A 21432-nucleotide genomic window follows, 5' to 3' on the forward strand; every position below is an offset into this window, starting at 1 on the left:
TCTTTAACTGTCAATTATCAATTGTCTTTTCTCAGCTAAAAATTCTCTTCTCTGTAACATATCCACAAAAGCTTCTATTCTTGTGTCTAGCCCTGCTTCACCAGTATGTTCATCTAGTTTTAAAACTAATATGGGAAATTCTTTCAATCTATCTTTTATAAGTTCTACTGTTACAGAATCTGTTCCGCAGGCAAAAGAAGATAAATATATAATTCCATCAACCTTTTCATGAGTTCCAACATAGGAAGAAAAACCATATGAATTTCTAGTAAAAGTCCAAAAGGGTCTCTTAAACAGCATCTTTACTTCTTTATCAATATAATTATTTTTTACATATTCTTCAGTAATTGCACCTACACCCATTTTGTGAAGTTTGGACACTAAATCCATATTTACAAAGTTATCGTAAATATTATATGGATGCCCTACTAAAGCTACTTTTAACTTATAATTATTATCATTAATTCCAGGGGTATATTTTTTTTGATGTTCTATAGCAGTTTGAAAAGCTTTATTTATTTTAAAATAATTTTTAGTAAATATAAGTCCCGTTTTAACTGCCCATTTATGTAAGCTTTTCTCAGAGTAAGCATATATAGGAAAAGTAATAGCTTTAGGCATATCTGGTATGCTGTTTATTATCATTTCAGGAAGTCCACAAAATTTAGGACATATGTATTCTCTTTCCCTTAACTGCATTATTCTCGGAAGGAATATAATGTCGCATTTATCTCTTAAATAGGCTGCATGTCCGTGAAAAATTTTTATAGGTAAACAGGCTTCATCTACAGAATACTTTGTACCTAAGTTTAATATGTCTTTATTTGTGTCTGGGGATAGTATTATTTCTCCACCTAATTCTTTGAAAAATGTAGTAATAAATGGATTATATTTATAAAATAATAATCCTTTTGGTATACCTATTTTCATAAAAATCTCCTTTAATAATTTAAGAATTATAGTTTTACATGAGATTTTAACCACATATAGAAATATTATTCATATTATATAAAGAAAAAATAAGTGGATTGAAAACATATAAATGCTTTACAATCCACATTTTAAGGATTACAGGATATATCTATAAGAATTTTAACTTTTCTTTTTAGTACTTTATAAATATCTTCACATTGCTCATTTATACTATATATAAGATTTATAGTATCTTTAATTTTTGAATCCTTAGAATGAACTATGATAGAAGTAGATAAAAGTGAAGAGGATGTGGATAAATTTAATGAGGTTGCACTAAGAGATAACAAAGTAGTAAGTAGTGGGTTTACATCATTATCAAAGTAAAGTCTGGCTTTTGGATTTAATTCTAATTTTATTAACTCCTCTCTAAGTAAGTTTATACTCCGAATTCTTAGAGCCATCTTAGCAATTAAATCATCTGTGTCTTTATCATAGTAGTCAGAGGTATGTTCATTAGTGTAACCTTTATTACTAGAAGAATCTTTTTTATTGGAATCTATATTGCTCTCAAAAATTTCATTTGGATTTTTATTATAATTATTTTCCATAACCCTCTACACAAAATAAGTATTATTATTTATTTATATGAAAATTCAATAAAAATATTATTATATAATATAAAAAGAGTAATATAAAATGTAATTTTATATTATCATTGACTGGGAAATATCAGATAACTAAAAAATATAACTGAAAATATGTGTGTTAATGCCGATAATGTAAATATAACTTTAGAGCTATTTCCAATATGAAAAGGAGATATTTATGAATATATTTATAGCGAGACAGCCTATTTTTAATAAAGACAAATCTGTAATATTTTATGAGTTATTGTATAGAAGTAATTTAAATAATTTTTGTGAAGAAATAGATGGAAATAAGGCTACTTATAAGGTGATAGCAGACAGTTTTTATTTAATAGGCATACATAATATTACAGCAGGAAAAAGAGCTCTTATAAATTTTACAGAAGATCTATTAAAAGAGGAAATAGGTACTATTCTTCCTAAAGAATTAGTTGCTATTGAAATACTTGAAACAGTTAAACCAACAAAAGAAATATTACAATGTTTGAAAAGGCTTAAAAACAAGGGATATGTCATAGCTTTAGATGATTTTGTGTTTCATAAAAAATATCAAGAGTTTATAGAATTGACAGACATTATAAAGATAGATTTTAGGACTACTTTAGGCAAAGAAAGAAAAGAAGTAATAAAAAAAATAAGTAGAAAAGACATTAAGTTTTTAGCAGAAAAAATTGAATGTGAAGAAGAATTTAAAGAAGCAGTTTCATATGGTTATACTTATTTTCAAGGGTACTTTTTTTGTAAACCTTCTGTACTTAAGGCAAGGGATATTCCAGCAAATAAATTAGCACATATAAAAATAATGGAAAAGATAAATTTAAATGAATTAGATTTTGATGATTTAGGAGAATTAATAAAAAGGGATGTATCCCTTTCGTATAAGCTTTTAAGAGCAGTAAATAACTCATACATGGGATTGAAAGGCAAAATAAGCTCCATAGAACAAGCTATGGGACTCTTTGGTATAAAAGAACTTTATAAATGGATAAATGTAGTATTGATAAGTAATATAGCTAAAGATAAACCAGATGAATTAATTAAAATAAGTATTATAAGAGCTAAATTTTGCGAAGAGATAAGCAAAAGAATTAAAGCTAATGTATGTGAATTTAATGCTTATATAACAGGACTATTATCTATGATAGATGTAATTTTAGATATGCCAATGGAAAAGGCTTTAGAAAACTTAGCAGTGCCTAGTGAAGTAAAATATGCGCTTTTAGGTAATAAAAATTATTTAAGTGATATATTATGTTTAGTTTTAAGTTATGAAAATGGAGAATGGAAAAGTGTTTCTAAGAAAGCTAAAGAATTAAAGATATTAGAATGGGATATAGGGGAGTGTTACTTAAAAGCTATAAAATGGATATCAATTACATGAAAAACACCATGTAAAAATTTACAAAAATAGATTTTTACATAGTGATTTAGTTTATTTGATAAATGCTTCTAATAATCCATTTAAAAATTCGATATTATCATCTTTTTCCTCTTTGTGGGATTCGATAAGGATGGGAATAGATAAAAGCAAGGTTTCTGATAACCTTCTATTTATCCCTACATCATTTTTAAAATTAGTTTTTTTCTCTATAGGTGCTAAAGATACTTCAATATTTTTAGTGAGTCTTTCTTTAAATTCTAAAATTCTAGGATCTTTAGTTAAATCATTTATATTGTTATTTACTAGTTCTTTAGCAATTCCTTGTCTGCTTTCTATATTTTCATAAAGAGTAACCAAAGCCTTTCTAATTTTTTCTTTAGGCTCATAGGAAGAAGTTTTAATATCTTCAAGCTTTTTAAAAATTTCATTCCAACTTTTATTTAGTATACATATATATAGTTCTTTTTTATTTGGATAATAGTTATAAAGAGTACCTACAGCTATATTACATTTTTTAGCAATCAATTTCATATCTACTTTTTCATAACCATTTTCAGAAAATAATTTCATGGAAATATTGAATATTGTATTATTTAAGTCCTTTATTATTTTAGGCATTATAAACTCCTCCTTATATAATGAACCTTAATTCATTTTAGAATAATAAATAAAATTTGTCAACAACTATTTGTTTAATTATTGACAAATTTAAAAAATTATATTGTATCCAATTTGAACATAATTTAAGTGGTAGGATATAATAATTGTATAGGTTAAAAAATTGTACTTTATAGAAAGGAGCGTAAAGAATGTTTTATCCTTTAAAATTCAAACCTAATTATAAAGATTATCTTTGGGGAGGAAGAAATTTAGAAAAGCTGGGAAAAGTACTACCAGAGGGCATAGTAGCGGAAAGTTGGGAAGTATCCACTCATAGGGATGGAATAAGTATAATAGATAACGGAAAATTTAAAGGTATGAAATTTAATGATTTTATAGAAGAATATAGATATGAAGCCTTAGGGAAGAAACAATTTAAAGAATTTCCTTTAATTATAAAATTTATAGATGCTAATAATAAGCTTTCTGTACAAGTACACCCAAATGATAGTTATGCATTTTACCATGAGAATGGCCAGCAGGGTAAAAATGAAATGTGGTATATTTTAGATGCAAAACCTGGAGCCAAACTTATTTATGATTTAAAACAAGGGATAGACAAGGAAAGTTTTTTAAAATCAGTTAAACAGGATAGAATAGAACAGTGTTTAAAATATATAGAGGTAAAAAAAGGAGATATAATAAATATATCTGCAGGAGTAGTACATGCTATAGGAGAAGGAATACTTTTAGCAGAAATACAGCAAAACTCTAATTTAACATACAGAATTTATGATTATAATAGAATTGATAAAAATGGTAATAAAAGAGATCTACATATAGATAAAGCATTAGAAGTAATAGATTTTAACGCTAAAGAAAGACAAGAAAAATACAAAGGTTTACAAATAAAGGAAAAGGATTTCATGGTTACTTACATTGCTTTAAGTAAATATTTTTCATTAGAACTTTATGAAGGCAATGGCAAAATGGAATTTAAAAATAATGAAGGAATATTTTCAGTTTATACTTTTTTAGAAGGAGAAGGCCAAATAGAATATGGTAAAGAGTTTTTAAAATTTAAAGCAGGGGAATCAATATTTATACCAGCAGCTTTAAAAGAATATAGCCTTTTAGGAAATTTTAAAACTTTAAAAAGCTATATTATAGATGATGAGGAAATAAATAAAAAAAAATCATATTTAAAAAATAGAGGATATTCACTAGAAGAAATTATATTATAATTACATGAAATTTAATTTTTAAAGTTGAGGGATGCATATGATAAAAAATTTTTTTACCAATTCCATGAATATAGCTAAAGAAATATGCAAGATAAAAGTAAAGAATGGGGATATAGTTGTAGATGCTACTATGGGTAATGGTAATGATACTTTGTTCTTAGCAGAATTAGTAGGAAATGAAGGTAAGGTGTATTCTTTTGATATTCAAAATATTGCCTTGGAAAATACAGAAAAGAAACTTAAAGAAATGAATATGGAAAATAGAGTTAAAGTGATACTAGATGGCCATGAGAATTTAGACAAGTATATACAGGGAAAGATAAAACTTGTCATATTTAATTTAGGATATTTACCTAATGCCTGCCATGAAGTAACAACAAAAAGTGAAACAACTTTATTAGCAATAAAGAAGTCTTTAAATATATTAGAAAAACATGGAATTGTTATTTTAGTTATATACCATGGACATGAGGAGGGAAAGAGAGAAAAGAAAGCTATAGAAGAATTTACATCATGTTTAAATCAAAAAGAATTTAACGTAGCTAAACTTTCTTTTACTAATCAAATAAATAATCCTCCAGAGCTAATATGTATAGAAAAAAGGTAAGTAAAAAATTCTACAAAAAAGATAAAAGACGGTGTAACACCGTCTTTTAAGGGGCTATCATTTATAAGCAAAGGAGAAGAAATATAAAATTGAGGGTAGAAAGTGATTAGGAATTTTTACCACAACAATTTTTATACTTCTTACCACTACCACAAGGACATAATTCATTTCTGCCTATTCTTGTAGGAGCTACTATAGTTTTCGTATCTCCGTAGGCAATCTTTAACTCCGTTATCTTTTCTTTTCCAAAAATAAGATTCCATTCAGGTAAATTATATAAATAATCTGTATTAGATTGGAGCATTTCAATATATAATTTTTCAAAATCTATATGTAATTCTATTTCAGAGTCTTCAGTCAAACTTTCTAGTTCTAAAGGTTGCTTTAAAGAAGTGTTTATTCCATCAAGAAACCCCATGAAGGAAACAGATGAAACATTAAAACTTTTTGCTAAATCCTTTAATTTTCCCTTTGTAGTATCTTTATAATTTTTAAGTATGTTAGGTATAATTTTTTCTTCTACGGAACCTAACTCCTTCCAAAATTCTTCTTCGCCTTCAGTTTGCACGAAAAATACAACTAACTTTTTCCATTCATTGTATAAGCTCATATCCTATTCTCCTTTTACTAAGTATAGTTCCACGCCTTATTATATAAAAAGTTCTGTGGATTTTCAACTTATATTTCTATTAAAGGATCTGCACCAAAAATTAAACTATAAAACTAGTTTAGCATAATATTAAAAAAAATCAATAAATAAAAATAAAAAAGCTATGATATAATGTAAATTGCAAGAAAAATGTGGAAGGAAGGTGTAGGTCATAGATAAAAAAAACATAGTAGAAATGAACGTTGGAAAGGCATTGGGAATAATAGGAGTGGTAATTATTCATATATCTGCATTTTCTTTAGGAAGCAGTAAAGAAGGAAGTTTTATCTATATATTATCTTTAATTATAAATCAATTATCAAGATTTTCCGTGCCCTTATTTGTATTTTTTTCAGGTTTGGGTTTAGCGTTAAGTTATAAAAGAGAAAAAGGATATCTATATTTTTTAAGAAGAAGATTAGGAAAAGTATTACCACTTTATATATTTTGGGGCATAGTATATTTATTGATAATTAATAAAAATTATGATTTTAACTCTTGGTGGGAAGCTTTTATGAAAGGCGATAAAATTTTCTATCATTTGTACTTTATGTCTATGATAATTAAACTATATATAATTTTTCCTATATTATATTTATGTTTTAAAAATATTTTAGGAGTATTTATATCATTAATTATATCTGGAGGTATTATTACTACTGGACATTATTTTAACATGCCTAATTTAACTTTAGATTTTTTTTCAAAGAGAAATATTCTATTTTGGTTATTTTATTTTATTTTGGGAATATATTTAAGTGGAAATATAGCAAATTATATAAAATCAATGAAAAAGCATAAAAAACTTTTTGACTTCATATTATTAGTATGTATAATATGTATATTGTGGGAAACTTTTCACAGTATTAAAATAGGTAAAAGTATGGATTATTCTACAACATTTATAAGACCTTCCATAATTATATATTCTATAATAGTTACAGCTTTTTTATTTAGTAGAAGTTTTAGCCAAAAAACCCTTAAGGTTTTAAGAAAGATTTCGAATAACTCCTATGTGGTGTATTTAGCCCACCCTTTAGTACTATATTATTACATAATTTTGTTTAAACATTTTAAATGGAGCATAGCTAGTATTGGTTTTATTACTGGAGCATTATGCTTATGTATTTTTTTACCTATGATATTTGGATATATAAGGCTAACATTTAAAATTATGATTAATAATGAAAAAAACATATGAATTTTAACAATATAATAAAATAATAAAAAAATTCTATTTTTTTAAAAATTAATCTTAAGAATTAGAAGGATTTATGGGGGTTATGTAGAATAATAAAGCTATGCAGTAAATATGAGTAAAATAGTATATAATACAATGGTATTCTTGGATATAATTTCTAAGGAAAAAAGTATAGAAAAATTACATATGTTGTTGTATAATAGTATTCGAGGTTAAAAATACTAATGTGTGAGATGTTTTCACTATGATGAAAAATATGGATTACATAAAATATATCCGGATATTGACACAATAAAATCCAAAAATATTTTCTACAACTATAGAAAATACTATATTTTTATGTTATAATTACCCTTAAGTTTAAAATTGGGCATCTTATGAATAATAATGTTTATAAACATAAATAATCATAGTGCACCGTTTTAAACCACAAAATCGTTATAAATTTATAATTATATAAATAAAATTTATATACATTAATTATTTAATTTCACTTAAATGAGGAGGTTATCATAATATGAGTAAAAGAAGCCACAAGGCACTAGCAAGTGCTACAGTTATGAGCTTAATTTTAACATCAACTTTAACTGCTACTAATGTACAAGCAGCAGCTGAAGTAACAAGAATGCCAGGAGCTGACAGATTTGCAACAGCTCAGGAAGTTGCTACACAGGCATTCGGAAAGGCTGAAAATGTAGTTTTAGTTAATGGATTAGGATATGCAGACGCAGTTTCTGCTACACCATTTGCAAAAGCAATAAATGCACCAATCCTTTTAACTGATGCTTCAAACAAACCATCAGCAGATTTATTAGCTACATTAACTAAGTTAGAAGCTAAAAATATATATATTGTTGGTGGAACTGGTGTTGTAACAGAAGCTATGCAAAGCGAATTAGCTAAAACTTACAAAGTAGAAAGAATAGCAGGAGATGCTAAAGATGGAAGATACGGTACAAACGCAGCAGTTGCTAAAAAAGTTTTAGAATCAACTAAAGCAACTAATGCAGTACTTGTAAGTGCTGAAGGATATGCAGATGCACTATCAGTAGCATCAATAGCAGCAACTAAAGGAATGCCAGTATTATTTGGAAACAGAAATGAAGTTCCTGAAGTTGTAAAGAACATCGCTAAAGACTTAAAAGTAATGGCAGTAGGTGGAGACGTTGTTTTACCTGAATCAGTTCTTTCACAAGTTAAAGCTGAAAGAATTGCTAAGGGAGCAGACAGATTTGAAACTAACTTAAAAGTTTTAGGTCATTTTAAAGCAGATTTAAAATTCGATAATATATATGTTGCAGCAGGTGGAGATGACAATAAGTCAAAATTTGCTGACGCTTTAGTTGCATCAGCAGCAGCAGCTAAAAATGGTGCTCCAGTTGTATTAAATGGATTAGGAGCTAACTCAACAAGAGTAAGTGAAGCTAACAAATTCATAAAAGACAATATGGGAGATAGCACTAAGGTTACTATCGTTGGTGGAGAAGCTTCAGTAAGCAAAGCTATAGAAGATGAATTAAGAGGTAAAAAAGATTCAGATGGTAAAGCAGAAGTTAGCAGCATTGAAGCACTTAACTTAAATCAAGTTAAGATTGTATTTGCTGGTAAAGTAGATTCAGATTCAGCAGAAGATGTTTCAAACTATGAAGTAGATGGAAATCAATTAACTAAATATGATAAAGATAAATCATACAGAGACACAGATGCAATTGCAGTGCTTCAGGATGATGATAGAACAGTTATATTAACTTTAGCTAAATCACAAGAACAACAAGATGAAACAACAGTTAAAGTTAGAAAAGGTGTTTTATCAGAAGATAAAGTTAAAACTGTAAAAGAATACGAAAAAGATGTTACTTTCAAAGACCTAGTTAACCCAACAGTTAAAAAGGTTGAAGTAAGAGGTAACAGCAAGCTAATAGTTGAATTCTCAGAAGCTGTATTTGTAAAAGATGCAATTGATGAACATGATGCAGCTGACAAATTAGCAGATGAATTAGAAATAAATGGCCAGACAGTTAAGAGCGTAGGTGCTGACTATGATTTAAGTAAAGCTAAAGATACTTTAATATTTGAAAAGGGAGCGTATGTAAATAAAGTAGAATACTACTTTGCATCATCTCTTGATACAGGAACAAATAAACTTAAAGTTCCAGATGGAGAAAAGGGAGAAATTCTTTGTGATGCAGCTGGATTTAAAGTTCAAGAAGTAACTAAAGAATTTAAAGTAGATGATGTAACTTCAAAACCAAGAGTTAAGAAGATTACTGGTGGAACTGATGGAAAAATCTACATCGACTTCGATAGAGCAATGGATGCAGAAACAGCTGTAGAAAAATCAAACTACAAGCTAAATGATCATACATTACCAAGTGATGCAAAAATAGAATTGAAAAAAGATGATACTCAAGTTAAGATAACTGGAGTAGGCGGAGATATAAAGACTGGTTCTAATACTGTAGAAATAAGCGATAATGTAAGAGATGCTTATGGAAACAAAGTAGCAGAAGATACAAGAGAAAACTTCAAAGCTGAAAAAGACGATACTAAGCCAAAGGTTGCAAGTATAACTTCAATAGATGCTGAAACTATAAGAGTAAGATTTACTGAAGATGTTAGATATACTCATGCAACAAATACAAAGAACTATGAATTAAAGGATTCAAGTGGAACAGATATTAGTAGCGATATTAAAGAAGTAAAAGCTGCTAATGGAACAGATGATGATACAGATGTATATGATATCAAATTAAAAGATGAAAAGAACTTAAGTTCAAAGAAATATACATTAAAGATTAAAAACATTGCTGATACTTCAGACAATATAATGGATGATTATGAAGGTCAATTAAATGGTGAAGACGATGTTGCACCAAAGGTTGATGGAGCAAGAAGAGATGGAAAGAAAATAGTTATCCAGTTCTCAGAAGAAATGGATTCATCTTCAGTTAAAAAAGCTGCAAACTACAGATATATAGATAAAGAAAATAAAGTAAAAGAACTTCCATCAAAGACAGATATTAAATTAGCTTCAGACAGTAAGACAGTTACAATAGAATTTAAGGATTCTTATGAAGCAGAAGATCAGATTAAAGGAATAATCGTAAAATCTGATGTTAAAGACTTAGCTGGAAACAACATGGAAGCTGATTACCAAGATAGAAACATGAATAGTGATCTTGCTATAAAAGTGTTAGATTCATCAATTAAGATGAGTGAACCATCAAGTGATGTTGAAGTAGAAATGCAATTTACTGCAGCTGTTAAAAAACCAGTTAAGAATAAGTTCTTATTCTACAAAGATGGAAATAGCAGTGATTATGTAATAGCAGATACTGTTAGACCTTCAGGAGATAAATTAATCTTCAAATTCAAGGATGGCGAAGATAATAATAAGTTTGTAAAAGAAGCAGGTGCTGACTTAAAGATTAGATTTGATAAGGACGCTGCTGAAAATGAAGCTGGACAAAGCATACAGGCAAATGATGTAAAATTATATGACAATTTAATTAAGCCAGAACTTGATATTGATGAAAAGAACGGATATGTAGATAACTGGGGATTTGATGAAACTAACAACACAGTTACAATCAAATTTGACACTCAACTAGATCCAACTATGGTTGGAGCTTATACAGATGACTTTAACTTTATAAGTGATAAAAACAGTAAGCTTGAAGTTAAGTCAGTAAAAATAGTTAACGGAACTTACTTAGTTTACACTATGGAATCAAGCACTCCTGTTAAAGGAAGCGATAAGATTACTGTGACAGCTATTAAAGATAAAGTAACTATTAGAACTAAGAAAGATAGAGCTGGTAACACTCAGCCATATGAACCATCAAGTAAAGATACTAACGGAAGAAAAGTTAATAGAAAAAACTTTAATGTTGAAGAAAATACTGAATATGCAAAGAAATTAGCTGATGCTAAAGCAGCAGTATCTAAAGCTGAAAGTAGCAGAAAGCAAGCTGATGTAGATGCTGCTAGAGAATTAGTTAAAGGCTTAAAAGATTCAGATAGAGAAGATTTAACTAAGAGATTAGATAGTATAAAAGTTATTAGCAATGGCTTTACAGTAGAAACAAAAGCAGGTGCAGTAGTAGGAACAACTATAGTTATGGTTAAAGATGTAGATGCTGCAAAATATGATGTATTTGTTGATGGACAGGAAGCAAGACTTGTAGATGGAACATTTGTAGTAACAATTAACAAAACATTAACTACTGCAGAAGCTGAAAAATTAGTTCAGTTAAAAGAAAAATCAACTACACCAGTTGAAAACTTCACAGTAGAAACAAAACCAGGTGCAGTAGTAGGAACAACTATAGTTATGGTTAAAGGTGTTGATGCATCAAAAACTGTAACAGTAGATGGCGAAGCTACAAGAAACGTAAATGGAACATTTGTAGTAACTATTAACAAGACTTTAACAGCTGATGAAGCTAAAGCTCTTGTAGTTATAAAATAGTTTTAGAGTTAAATTTATGATAGGGGTCTGTATAGACCCTTATCCATAAATTCAGAAAAATAAATTAAAGATGGGATAGACTTATGAAGAAAAAGATAGTTAGTATAATAAGTACATTAATGATATCCTTTCTGGTTTCAACATCAGCAAGTGCTAAAGTTGCTAGTGTATTGGTAAAAGATACTAATACATATTATCAATATTATTATGATGATATAAGATTAGCAGCTGAAGATAAAGCGTTGGGACTTGACTCACAATTATATGATGAGTATGTAAAAAGAAGTAGCAATGTAATATCACTTAGAGATGATTTAAAAGGCTATGTTGACTATAAAGCTATAAAGATTGCTGCTGAAAATGCGGCAGTATTCAACCAAACTTTTAATCTTGACAGTTTTACATCAAATGTAAGTGGTAGTGATATAATCTCTATTACATTTGATATACAACAAAGAATTGTTAAAGATGGAAAAGTTGTTGATGGTGGAATAATAAAACCTGGACAACAAGAATTTGATGTTGTAGATATTTATTAATAGGTTTAAATATAACATATGAATTTACGAGTAAGGAAAGGAATGAGAATGTTTATGAAAAACAATAAAAAATGTCTTTCAGTATTATCAACAGCTGCTATGGGTACGTTAATAGCAACTGCTCTTACTTCTGGCGTATCTGCAAAGACTACAGATGTAATAGTAAAATTAGCTTCACAGAACGTTAAGTTCAATTTTAGTGAGTTAAATAATTCATATGAAGATAAGTCATTAGGATTAGAAGCTCCATTATATGACAAATTTTCAACAAATGAAGGAATAATATCTTTATTAGATGATAAAACAGGATATGTAGATTATAAAGCAGTTTCAAAAGCAGCAGAAGATGCAGCTGTACTTGGTAAAGATTTCGCATTAGATACTTTCACAGAAGCAGCTAAAGGTGATCAGATTTTACCAGAAGTGAAAATAGATGCTGAATGGAAAGACGGACAAGTTACTCCAGTAGATGGACAATTAAAAGTTGAATCAGTAAGTGCTATTACCGATTCAAAATTAAACGTTAAATTATCAAAAGCAGTTGATGAAGCTAAAGCTGAAAACTTCAAAATAGAAGGAATGACAGTAATATCAGCTACATTAAGTGAAAATAAGAAAGAGATTACTTTAAAAGTAAGTGGTGCAGAAGTAAAAAAAGGCTATAATGTATTAGTTACTGGTCTTAAGGTAAGTGGAGAAACCCAGAAGGATATGACTTACAAATTCACTATGCCAGATATATCATCATTATATAGTACAAAAATGACCATTAAAGATGATAGAACTTTCTTAAAATCAGATGGCTCAGATAGTGCATTAGTTACATTTGAATTAACAGATTCAGAAGGAAATGTTGTAACAGATGCAGGAGATGTAGAAGTAGGATTTACAACTACATTTGGTAACTTTGCAGAAAAGCGTGTAACATTACAAAATGGTAAAGCAACAGTAATGCTTATATCTGAAGCATTGAATGTTGAAAGAACAGCAATTTTAAGAGCAACAGTTCTTGAAGCAGCAAATAAAAATTTAATTAATCTTACTGCAACAAGAAATATGCTAATGACTCCAAATCCTGATAACGGTGGAGAAGAAAAATTAGGAGCAACATTAACAGATGTTTTAGCAGAACAAGCTGATCGTGTTATTCTATATTTTAACAAAGATGTGCCAATAGAAAAATATGTTAATGCTGATGGTTCTATCAATGACAAAGTATCAATTAATGTTAGAACAGAAGCTGCGAATGATATGACAGCTGGAAAACCTAGAGTTATAAAAGGGCTTAAGGAAGTACCAGGAAATAGTAAAGCCTTATATGTTATATTAGATACAAGTAGTGTATTAACAGATAACGCCAATGTAGCTGTAGATTTTAGCGATGGTACAGGTACAGTTCCTACAAGTGGAACGAAAATGACAAAATTGACAGATGCTAGAAGACCGGCAATGTTAGGAATAGAAAGAGAAGGGCTTAAAACTATCAAAGTTACATTCTCAGAAGCAGTAGTTTCTAACGATGCAGAGAAACCAGAAAACTGGGTAATAGATGGATTCCAGCTAGGTAATGATAAATGGGGAGTAGGAACTAATAAGGCTACTGCAAAAGTAGGTACATTCAATGCTAAAACTGGAGAAGATACTAGAAATGTTGTTACAATTACTTTAGGTAAAGATATTAATGGGGATCAAATTTACTTTGTACCAGAAACACATTCATTACAAGGATCAAATATTGGTGACTGGGCAAACCAGACTGATGATCCTAATAATGTAATGAATACACAAACATTAGATTTTGTTATTCCAGAAGATGTTGGAGTTCCAGATGCAAAAGTTGAAGTTCAATCCCCAGAACAATATATAGTTACATTTAATAAAGAAATTACAAAAGATTTATCAAATGAAGCATTAATTAAACTTCAAAGATATAATACAACCTTAAAGGAATGGAAAGATGTTCCTATAGGTAGTATGGTTAAAGATCAACAAGAACTTAAAGTAACTAGAATAGGTACTGAAAATGTTAAATTTAAAGTTGAAGTAAAACAAGACTGGACAAAATTTTATGATACAGGAAATACAAATAAAAACTACTTTAATGATAGCTATCGTCTAGTAATAGAAAAGGATAAAGTAGTAGCAGCAAGTAATGGTAAGAAAAATGTAGAAATACTTATGCCTTTAGATGGAGCTATGAAGACTCCTGATGTAACAAGCCCAATAATAAGTAAAATTGAACAAGCTAAAGATGAACAAGGTAAACTTCTTCCACAATATAAAGTTACTATGTCCGAGCCAATTAAAATGCCAGGAGGTGGAGATACTTTACCAACTGAGGCACAAGGACAACCTGTTATTCCACAACCAACAGCAGAATTCATTAAAAAAGACAATAGCCAAACAATACAAGCTAAGGCAATTACTAAGGTTTTAGATGATTATGATACAGTTATAGAAGTAGAGCCAACAAAAGCCCTTGATCCAGGTGAATGGACACTTGTAGTAAGATCAATATCAGATGATGTTGGAAATACAGCAGCTTCAGCAACAAAAGCCTTTACAGTAGAAGGAACACCAGTATCACAAGAAAAATTCAAAATTTTATGGGCAGTAGCAGATACAAATTATTCTGATGGATTTGATACCCTAACAGATGAAAAAAATACACTAGAAAAAGATGCTGTTTATATTAAGTTTAATAAACCAGTTAAAGTTAGTGGAAGTTATGCAAATGCATTAACAACATCAAATTATACATTAAATGGAGCACCACTACCAACAGGTACACAAATTGTTGCTGATATTAAAAACTACGATGATAAGGATGCTCAAGTAGATTCTATAACTATAGTGCTTCCAAATGGAACATTAACAAATGCTAAAACAACAGTAGTAACAATCTCTAACTTTATAGAAAGTATAGATGGAGAGCAATTGACAAATGGAGGACAGAAGAAGCTTCCATACCAAATTAATGGCGATGTAAATACAGAAGCATCTGTTAAAGATGCGGATGAATTTAAAGCTGCAATAGCAAAAGATGCTGTTCGTGTAATAACATTAACTGATAATATTGATGTTGCGGATTTAACAATAGGACATCCAGTTGATATTAATTTAAATGGAAAAACACTTAAAGCAAATATAAGCTATAATTTCACATTAGGTGCAACAGTTAAATTAGATAACGGAACTTTGGATGGAGACTTAACAGTAAATACTCCAAATGCGGAATTTATAAATGGTTCAACAGTTACTGGAACTGTTAACATTAAAGATGTTGTAAGTGGAACATTTGTTAACCAAGGAACAATAGCTAATGTAGTTATAACAGATGCTAATGGTTCAGGATTCAAGAATGATGGTGGAACTGTTACTGGTAAAGTTACTGTGAATACTACAGGAGCAGTAGCTTTAGGTGGAAATATTACTAATGTAGAAGTTACAAAAGCTGCTAAATTAGCAATAAACGGAACTGTAACTAACTTAAATCTTACATCAGATGCAAAAGGTGTTAAAGTGACAGGTGATTCTGGATCAGTAATAAATATGAATGATAGTACTGGTGAAAAAGTTACTGTTGAAGATAAAGTAGCTCCAACAGTATCAAACATAAAAGTAAATGGTCAGAACGTAACTATAAGTGCTAATGGTGTTATAGACTTAAAAGCTGCTACAGAAAATGGTACTAAAGCTGTAACTTCAGCAACTGCTGTGTTAAGTGAAGATGCAACAGCAGAAGTTACAATTGGTGGAAATCCAATTTCTAAGGCTGTTAAAACAACAGATACTTTCAAAGTACTTTCAGCAGATGAAAATATAACACCAGAAATGGTTTCTGCATTAGATGGAGTAACTGTTACTCTAACAGATGCGGCTGGAAATGTAACAACTTACACATTAGATACTAAATAATAAAAGAGCCAAACCTTGCTCTCCAAACATTTAAGTGAAAAGAGCGTAATTTAAACTATAAACAAAAATGGATATAGAGTATAAATTATTTGTACTCTATATTCTATTGTTTATACTTACACGGTGTTAAGCACCTTAAAATAAATGTGAACGGATTTAAATAAACATTTCAAACCCAAATCATGTCAACACAAATTCAAATCAAATCTCATAAAATAGCCATTTCATATCACTGGCTGTAAAATTAAATATACATTTCATAGGGAACTAATCCTTTTTTGGGGGATTAGTTCTTTTTGTGCTTAAAATATATTGATTATAAGCTACGAAATTAATGTAGACGTAGTTTCATATCTATTTTACCTTTTGATATGCTCTAAATGCTTTTAAATGAATTTTACAGCTATAATATAAGAATAATATCTATATATTAAGAAACTGAAAATAGGATTGTAGAGAAATATTGATACATATATAAATAAAAGAAGAGAAGAGTACCATTTCTAGTACTCTTTTTTAATGATATGGCTTATTTTTAAGTTAGTTGTGTTTAATAGTTTAGTATAGATGTGATTTGTTTTTAGATATGTTTTTATTCATTAGGTTAAGTTTTTGTGAAAGAACTGAAGGTATTACACCTTTGGAACAACTAATGTTAATGTTGCGCCATTTGAATTAATAACTATTGTATTTCCGTTAACCTGTAAATCTCCTAAAGTAGCTTGAGTGTAATCTTTACCGTTTAAATCTAAAGCTTCTTTTATAGCATCTGCAGTTGAGCATGTTTTTCCGTTAACAACGATTGATGTTGGAGTTAATCCCATTGAAAGTATAGCATCCATACTTACTAAGCTATCTACTGATGCTGTGCTTTCAAGTATATTTGCAGTTATAGTAGTATTTTCTGCTGTAGCAGAAACTTTACCAATCAAATTAGCATTATTGTTTATTTTATAAGCAACTCCTTGTGCTAAACCTTTGTCTGTTATTTTAACAGTAAATGTTACAATTTTACCTTGGTATGAACCTGTAAATATTGCAGTATCGCCTACTTTAGCACCATCAGTTACTTTTATACTACCTGCAACATAAGTAGCTACTGAAGTATCTGATGACTTCCAGTTTGTTATAGTACTAGCTTTAATTGCTGGATTTGCTTCTCCACCAAAATTATCTTTTGCTAATAATGTTATAGTATTTAAGTCTAAGTCTACTTCTGTTATGTCTTTAACTTTATCTGCTTCTGCAAAATCTAAACTTACAAGTGTTGGCTCAGCATCTGTAAATGTTATTGTTATATTTCCTACTGCTTTACCTGCTTGATAAGCTGTAACTTTTCCTGTTGCTGTATGGTTTTCATCAATAGTGTCGGCTTTTACGCTAAATGTAGAATTAGCTTCATCAAATGTTATCATTGCTGGAAGTTCTGATGTATCCCATGTAAAATCTGATGCCTTTACTATTATTGAATTTCCATCTGCATCTAATCCAGTTAAATTAAGTGCAACTGTGTTATATGTGTCAGTATCACCCATTACTGTATCATGTAGTTTAGTATCTAATACTCCATCATTGTCAGCATCATCACCAAATTTAAGTGCTACAACATCTCCAGCAGCTTTAACCGCAGCATTTAAATCTATTGTTTTAGTAATTGTTTCTGAGAACTTAACTTTAACTGTTATTTGTTCTGATCCTTTAGCATTTCCTATAAGCGGTAATGTGTATCCAACTAATTTATCGCCATCTTTCTTTTCAGTTACTGTTCCTAATGCAACTGTAGTTGGTGTACCATCTAATGTAATTTGGAAAGCTTCACCGTTTTTAGGTATAGCTATAACATCTCCATATTGGTCTACTGGTGTTATTACAACATTTGCAGTTGAACCAAGAGTTACAACTATATCAGTATTTGCAATAGTTACTTTATCAAGTGCTCTTGCTTCTCTTACTACCATGTTAACTACGTTTGATTTAATTGTCTTATCAGCATTTTCTACCCATACGCTGTAAGTTCCAGCTGCTAAATCAGTAGTATTTGGAGTTAATTCTAGTACGATACCTACTGCTCCATCTTTTGTAACATCATAAGTTGCTGTGCCATCTTGTGCTAAATGTTTATATTTTAATGTAGCAAAAGCTTTTCCTAGGTTATCATTTGCATCTTTTATGATTACGCTTAGTCCTGACATATCCATCATAACTGCATCATCTGTATCCTTTAATACTACATCTACATATTGCTTAGCAGTGTCGTTAACAATAAATTTATCATCAGCAACTATTCCTTTTGCAATTTGCACACTCTTAAGTGTTGCTACTGAGCAACTTACTTTAGCTGTATCCATAGCTACTGTATCTTTTACTTCTGCTTTTAATGTGTAAGTTGTAGGGTCCGTTCCCTTAAATGTTACTCCAACTTTTGCAACTGCTGTTGTTGATGAAGCTGGTGTAGTTATTTCATTACCATCAATATCATAGTATTTTACAGTTATTGCAGATGAAATATCATCTACTTTTGAGCCAGTGCTATTAAACCATGTTAATAAAAGGTTTTGAGCTTGTACAGGAAGAACTTCATCATGTTTATTTATTGCTTTAACATCGAATTTAACTTCAGCTGCTCCTGTTTTAGTTGTAAAATCAGCAATATCAGCAAGTTTAACAACTGCTGTATCAGCTTCTGATATAACTGTGAAATCTGCTGTTTTATCAGCGTAAGTCATTGTAATTGTATAAGTTCCAGACTTTTTAGCATTTACTTTTAATCCTTTAAATGTTCCATCTTCGTTTGCAAGAGTTGTAAGAACAATATCATTGGCTGTTAATTTATCACCTGATTTAAAGGCAAAAGTTACATCTTTAGCAAGTGGCTTTAATGTATTTAGTTGATCGTTTATATCAGTGAAAGTAAATCCAGTTGTTACTTCTTTATCTTCAAAGTTTACAGCACCTGTTACATTAGTTGCTGCTATTGACTTTAATCCTGCTAATGTAATAGTTACCTTGTATTCAGTTTTAGCTCCATTTGCAAGATATGCTGTAACTATAGCTGTTCCTTGTGCCTTTACATCAAATGTTTGAGTTTTAGGTGCAGCATTTACAACTGTTTTTGCAGCATTTATACCATTAAATGCTATAACACTATTGTCTGAAATTGACCAAGTTACTATATTGTCATCTGTAGATGCATTTCCGTATTGATCTAATAAATTTGCTGTTAAATCAAATTGAGTTAGTTTTCCAAGTATAAATCCGTTGTTTTCAGGATCAGTTTCTCCTTGAGCATTTGATATTGTTATATTCTTTATTGATGCAGCAGCAGCAGCATCTCCTACTTTTAATTTAGTTGTAGCAGTTTTTGTTACATCTCCTGCTGTATAAGTTATACTAACTTCTATTTCTGTATCTTTAGCTAGTCCTGTAGCATTAAATGTTGCAGTTTTATCTCCAGTTATAGCAACTTCTATTGGAAGTCCTGAAACTGTAAGTGTTGCAGCAGCAGAAGTGATTTTTCCTGATGCTAAAGCTGTTGCATCTGTATATTCAATACCATAGTTATCAGTTAATTTATAAGCTATAGTTTGATTAGCTGCTGGTGCAACTCCAATTGATGTTATTTCTATCTTATCAGCTGCTGTCTTTTTTGTAACTGAAGCTGTGTTTTTATCAGCTATAGAAAGACCAGCCATGTCTGATATTCCAGATAATTTAACATCATATTTTGCATCAGCAAATATTGAACCATCCTTTGATGGTATAGTGATTGTTAAACCATCTTCACTTAATACTGGAGTTCCTACATCAATTAAAGTATCATCTTTTCTTACTTCCACAGAGATACTTCCTTCAGCTGTTGCTTTTACTTTTTCACTTAATGTTAAAACTAAATCCTTTGCACCAGTTTTAACATTTACGCTCTTTACTTCTGGTGCTGAAATATTGTATAATGTAGTTATATTAGCAGGAATTTCAAAATTTGTTGAAGTTACTTCATAAATTCCTTCTGGTAAATTAGTCTCAGATATAACAAAAACAGCTGCATTGTTGTCCAAGCTACCTTCTTTGTAGGTTGCTGTTACAGTTGTTTCTCCTTGCTTCAATGTTAAAGTTTTTCCTGTTACTTTGTCTTCTGTTACAGTTGACTGACTAGAAAATGTAACAGTTAATTCAGTTGTTTCGTTAATAGCACTTATATTTCCAATTTTTTTGGATTAATATTCCAATGAGTAAATAAGGCTATAGCTTGTACATAGGGGATTTAATGAAGGGGCAATTGTTAAAATAAATATTAATTAAATAAAGATAGTCTCTTGCATTATCAAATCTTTATTAAATATTTAATAAAATAAAAATATTGTTTCATTATAAAAATAAATATATAACTAATATTAAAAGAAAAAATATTATAAAAAGCAAGTAACTAGCTAAAAAATAAAATGTCATACCGAGGTATAGACATTTTATGAAAATAATGTATTGATTTCACTTTCATAACCGTATTTTTTTAGAAATTCTATAATAGCTACTTCAAAGATTTCTCTTTGGCTTATATTTTTTTCTTTACTAAATTCTTTAATCAATTCAGCTAAAGAATGTGACATGCAAAGAGATTTAGTTATAGTGATTCCACCCACTATATATCTTGGAATAGTAGCAGATGAATTTATGGATAAAAGTTCAGCTAATTTATCTTTATTTTTATTTATCATTTCTAGCATGGGTAGTAAACTTTCAAATTTTTCCATGCCATCTATTGATAAATCACTTTTATTTAATTGAGAATAATAATTTGAATTATCTGTATTATCTAATTCTAAAGAATCATCTAGTTCTATATTATTATCATTCTTATCATTAGAAGAAACATCACCCTTTAAAAGAATATAATTTTGCTGTTCTGAAGACCAAATATATCCTTTAGATTTCATGTAAGTAGCAATAGATCTATGATCCTTCATACCCAGTTTTTTAGCGATTTCAGTGGGATCCATACCAGCATCAAAAAGAGAAAGTATTCTCTTAATTTTTCCTGTAGTTGGTTGATCAAAATTTAATTTTTTTTCTGAATCTATTCCTTTAACATATATTTGTTTTTCAGAATTCCAACTATATCCATGTCTTCTCATATACATATCTATAGTCCTATAGTTTTTATGATTAAGTTCAATAGCTATTTCATCTCTAGTTATTCCTTCCATGAGACGTTTTAATATATATTTATCATCGTAATCAATTTTGGAGTATTGTTCCATGTTTT

13 protein-coding genes are annotated in these 21432 nt (G+C 29.4%); 7 read left to right on the top strand and 6 right to left on the bottom strand.

The window, feature by feature from the left end; translation table 11 throughout:
• Positions 1-3: 3 nt before the first annotated feature.
• Together J2Z24_RS02860 and J2Z24_RS02865 are read right to left on the bottom strand one after the other, a co-directional pair.
• Positions 4-930: an acyl-CoA dehydratase activase-related protein gene (locus J2Z24_RS02860; RefSeq protein ID WP_035147797.1), complete on the bottom strand. Its 927-nt coding sequence runs from the start codon at positions 928-930 to the stop codon at positions 4-6.
• A 131-nt stretch (positions 931-1061) separates the two neighbouring features.
• Complete coding sequence (locus J2Z24_RS02865) at positions 1062-1523, bottom strand: hypothetical protein (RefSeq protein ID WP_051593233.1); 462 nt, start codon at positions 1521-1523, stop codon at positions 1062-1064.
• Between the two features lie 217 nt (positions 1524-1740).
• On the opposite strand from J2Z24_RS02865, the gene J2Z24_RS02870 reads away from it, so the two are divergent.
• Positions 1741-2943, top strand: a complete 1203-nt coding sequence (locus J2Z24_RS02870; protein ID WP_035147799.1) for an EAL and HDOD domain-containing protein — start codon at positions 1741-1743, stop codon at positions 2941-2943.
• Positions 2944-2994: 51 nt separating this feature from the next.
• Here J2Z24_RS02870 and J2Z24_RS02875 read toward each other — a convergent pair whose 3' ends face one another.
• Complete coding sequence (locus J2Z24_RS02875) at positions 2995-3561, bottom strand: TetR/AcrR family transcriptional regulator (RefSeq protein WP_035147801.1); 567 nt, start codon at positions 3559-3561, stop codon at positions 2995-2997.
• A 191-nt stretch (positions 3562-3752) separates the two neighbouring features.
• On the opposite strand from J2Z24_RS02875, the gene J2Z24_RS02880 reads away from it, so the two are divergent.
• Positions 3753-4787: a type I phosphomannose isomerase catalytic subunit gene (locus tag J2Z24_RS02880; RefSeq protein WP_035147804.1), complete on the top strand. Its 1035-nt coding sequence runs from the start codon at positions 3753-3755 to the stop codon at positions 4785-4787.
• A 37-nt stretch (positions 4788-4824) separates the two neighbouring features.
• Positions 4825-5394: a tRNA 5-(aminomethyl)-2-thiouridylate-methyltransferase MnmM gene (mnmM, locus tag J2Z24_RS02885; RefSeq protein ID WP_035147807.1), complete on the top strand. Its 570-nt coding sequence runs from the start codon at positions 4825-4827 to the stop codon at positions 5392-5394.
• A gap of 106 nt (positions 5395-5500) precedes the next feature.
• Here mnmM and J2Z24_RS02890 read toward each other — a convergent pair whose 3' ends face one another.
• Positions 5501-6004, bottom strand: coding sequence for an SEC-C metal-binding domain-containing protein (locus tag J2Z24_RS02890; RefSeq protein ID WP_035147808.1), 504 nt, complete (start codon positions 6002-6004; stop codon positions 5501-5503).
• A 235-nt stretch (positions 6005-6239) separates the two neighbouring features.
• On the opposite strand from J2Z24_RS02890, the gene J2Z24_RS02895 reads away from it, so the two are divergent.
• From J2Z24_RS02895 to J2Z24_RS02910, 4 genes are all read left to right on the top strand, one after another.
• Positions 6240-7244, top strand: a complete 1005-nt coding sequence (locus tag J2Z24_RS02895; RefSeq protein WP_035147809.1) for an acyltransferase — start codon at positions 6240-6242, stop codon at positions 7242-7244.
• Between the two features lie 517 nt (positions 7245-7761).
• Positions 7762-11715 (top strand): cell wall-binding repeat-containing protein, encoded by a 3954-nt coding sequence (locus J2Z24_RS02900; protein ID WP_051593234.1) that lies wholly within the window; start codon positions 7762-7764, stop codon positions 11713-11715.
• Positions 11716-11798: 83 nt separating this feature from the next.
• Positions 11799-12254 (top strand): hypothetical protein, encoded by a 456-nt coding sequence (locus tag J2Z24_RS02905; protein WP_035147810.1) that lies wholly within the window; start codon positions 11799-11801, stop codon positions 12252-12254.
• Positions 12255-12308: 54 nt separating this feature from the next.
• Positions 12309-16172: a hypothetical protein gene (locus tag J2Z24_RS02910; RefSeq protein WP_051593235.1), complete on the top strand. Its 3864-nt coding sequence runs from the start codon at positions 12309-12311 to the stop codon at positions 16170-16172.
• A 632-nt stretch (positions 16173-16804) separates the two neighbouring features.
• Here the strand turns inward: J2Z24_RS02910 and J2Z24_RS02915 are convergent.
• Both J2Z24_RS02915 and J2Z24_RS02920 read right to left on the bottom strand, forming a co-directional pair.
• On the bottom strand, positions 16805-20275 hold the full coding sequence (locus J2Z24_RS02915) for an autotransporter outer membrane beta-barrel domain-containing protein (RefSeq protein ID WP_035147811.1): 3471 nt from the start codon (positions 20273-20275) through the stop codon (positions 16805-16807).
• Between the two features lie 360 nt (positions 20276-20635).
• Positions 20636-21427 carry a hypothetical protein gene (locus tag J2Z24_RS02920; protein ID WP_035147812.1) on the bottom strand — a complete coding sequence of 264 codons (792 nt, stop codon included), beginning with the start codon at positions 21425-21427 and terminating at the stop codon, positions 20636-20638.
• Positions 21428-21432: the final 5 nt, after the last annotated feature.

The organism is Clostridium tetanomorphum (assembly GCF_017873215.1).
GTDB classification, from domain to species: domain Bacteria; phylum Bacillota; class Clostridia; order Clostridiales; family Clostridiaceae; genus Clostridium_AO; species Clostridium_AO tetanomorphum.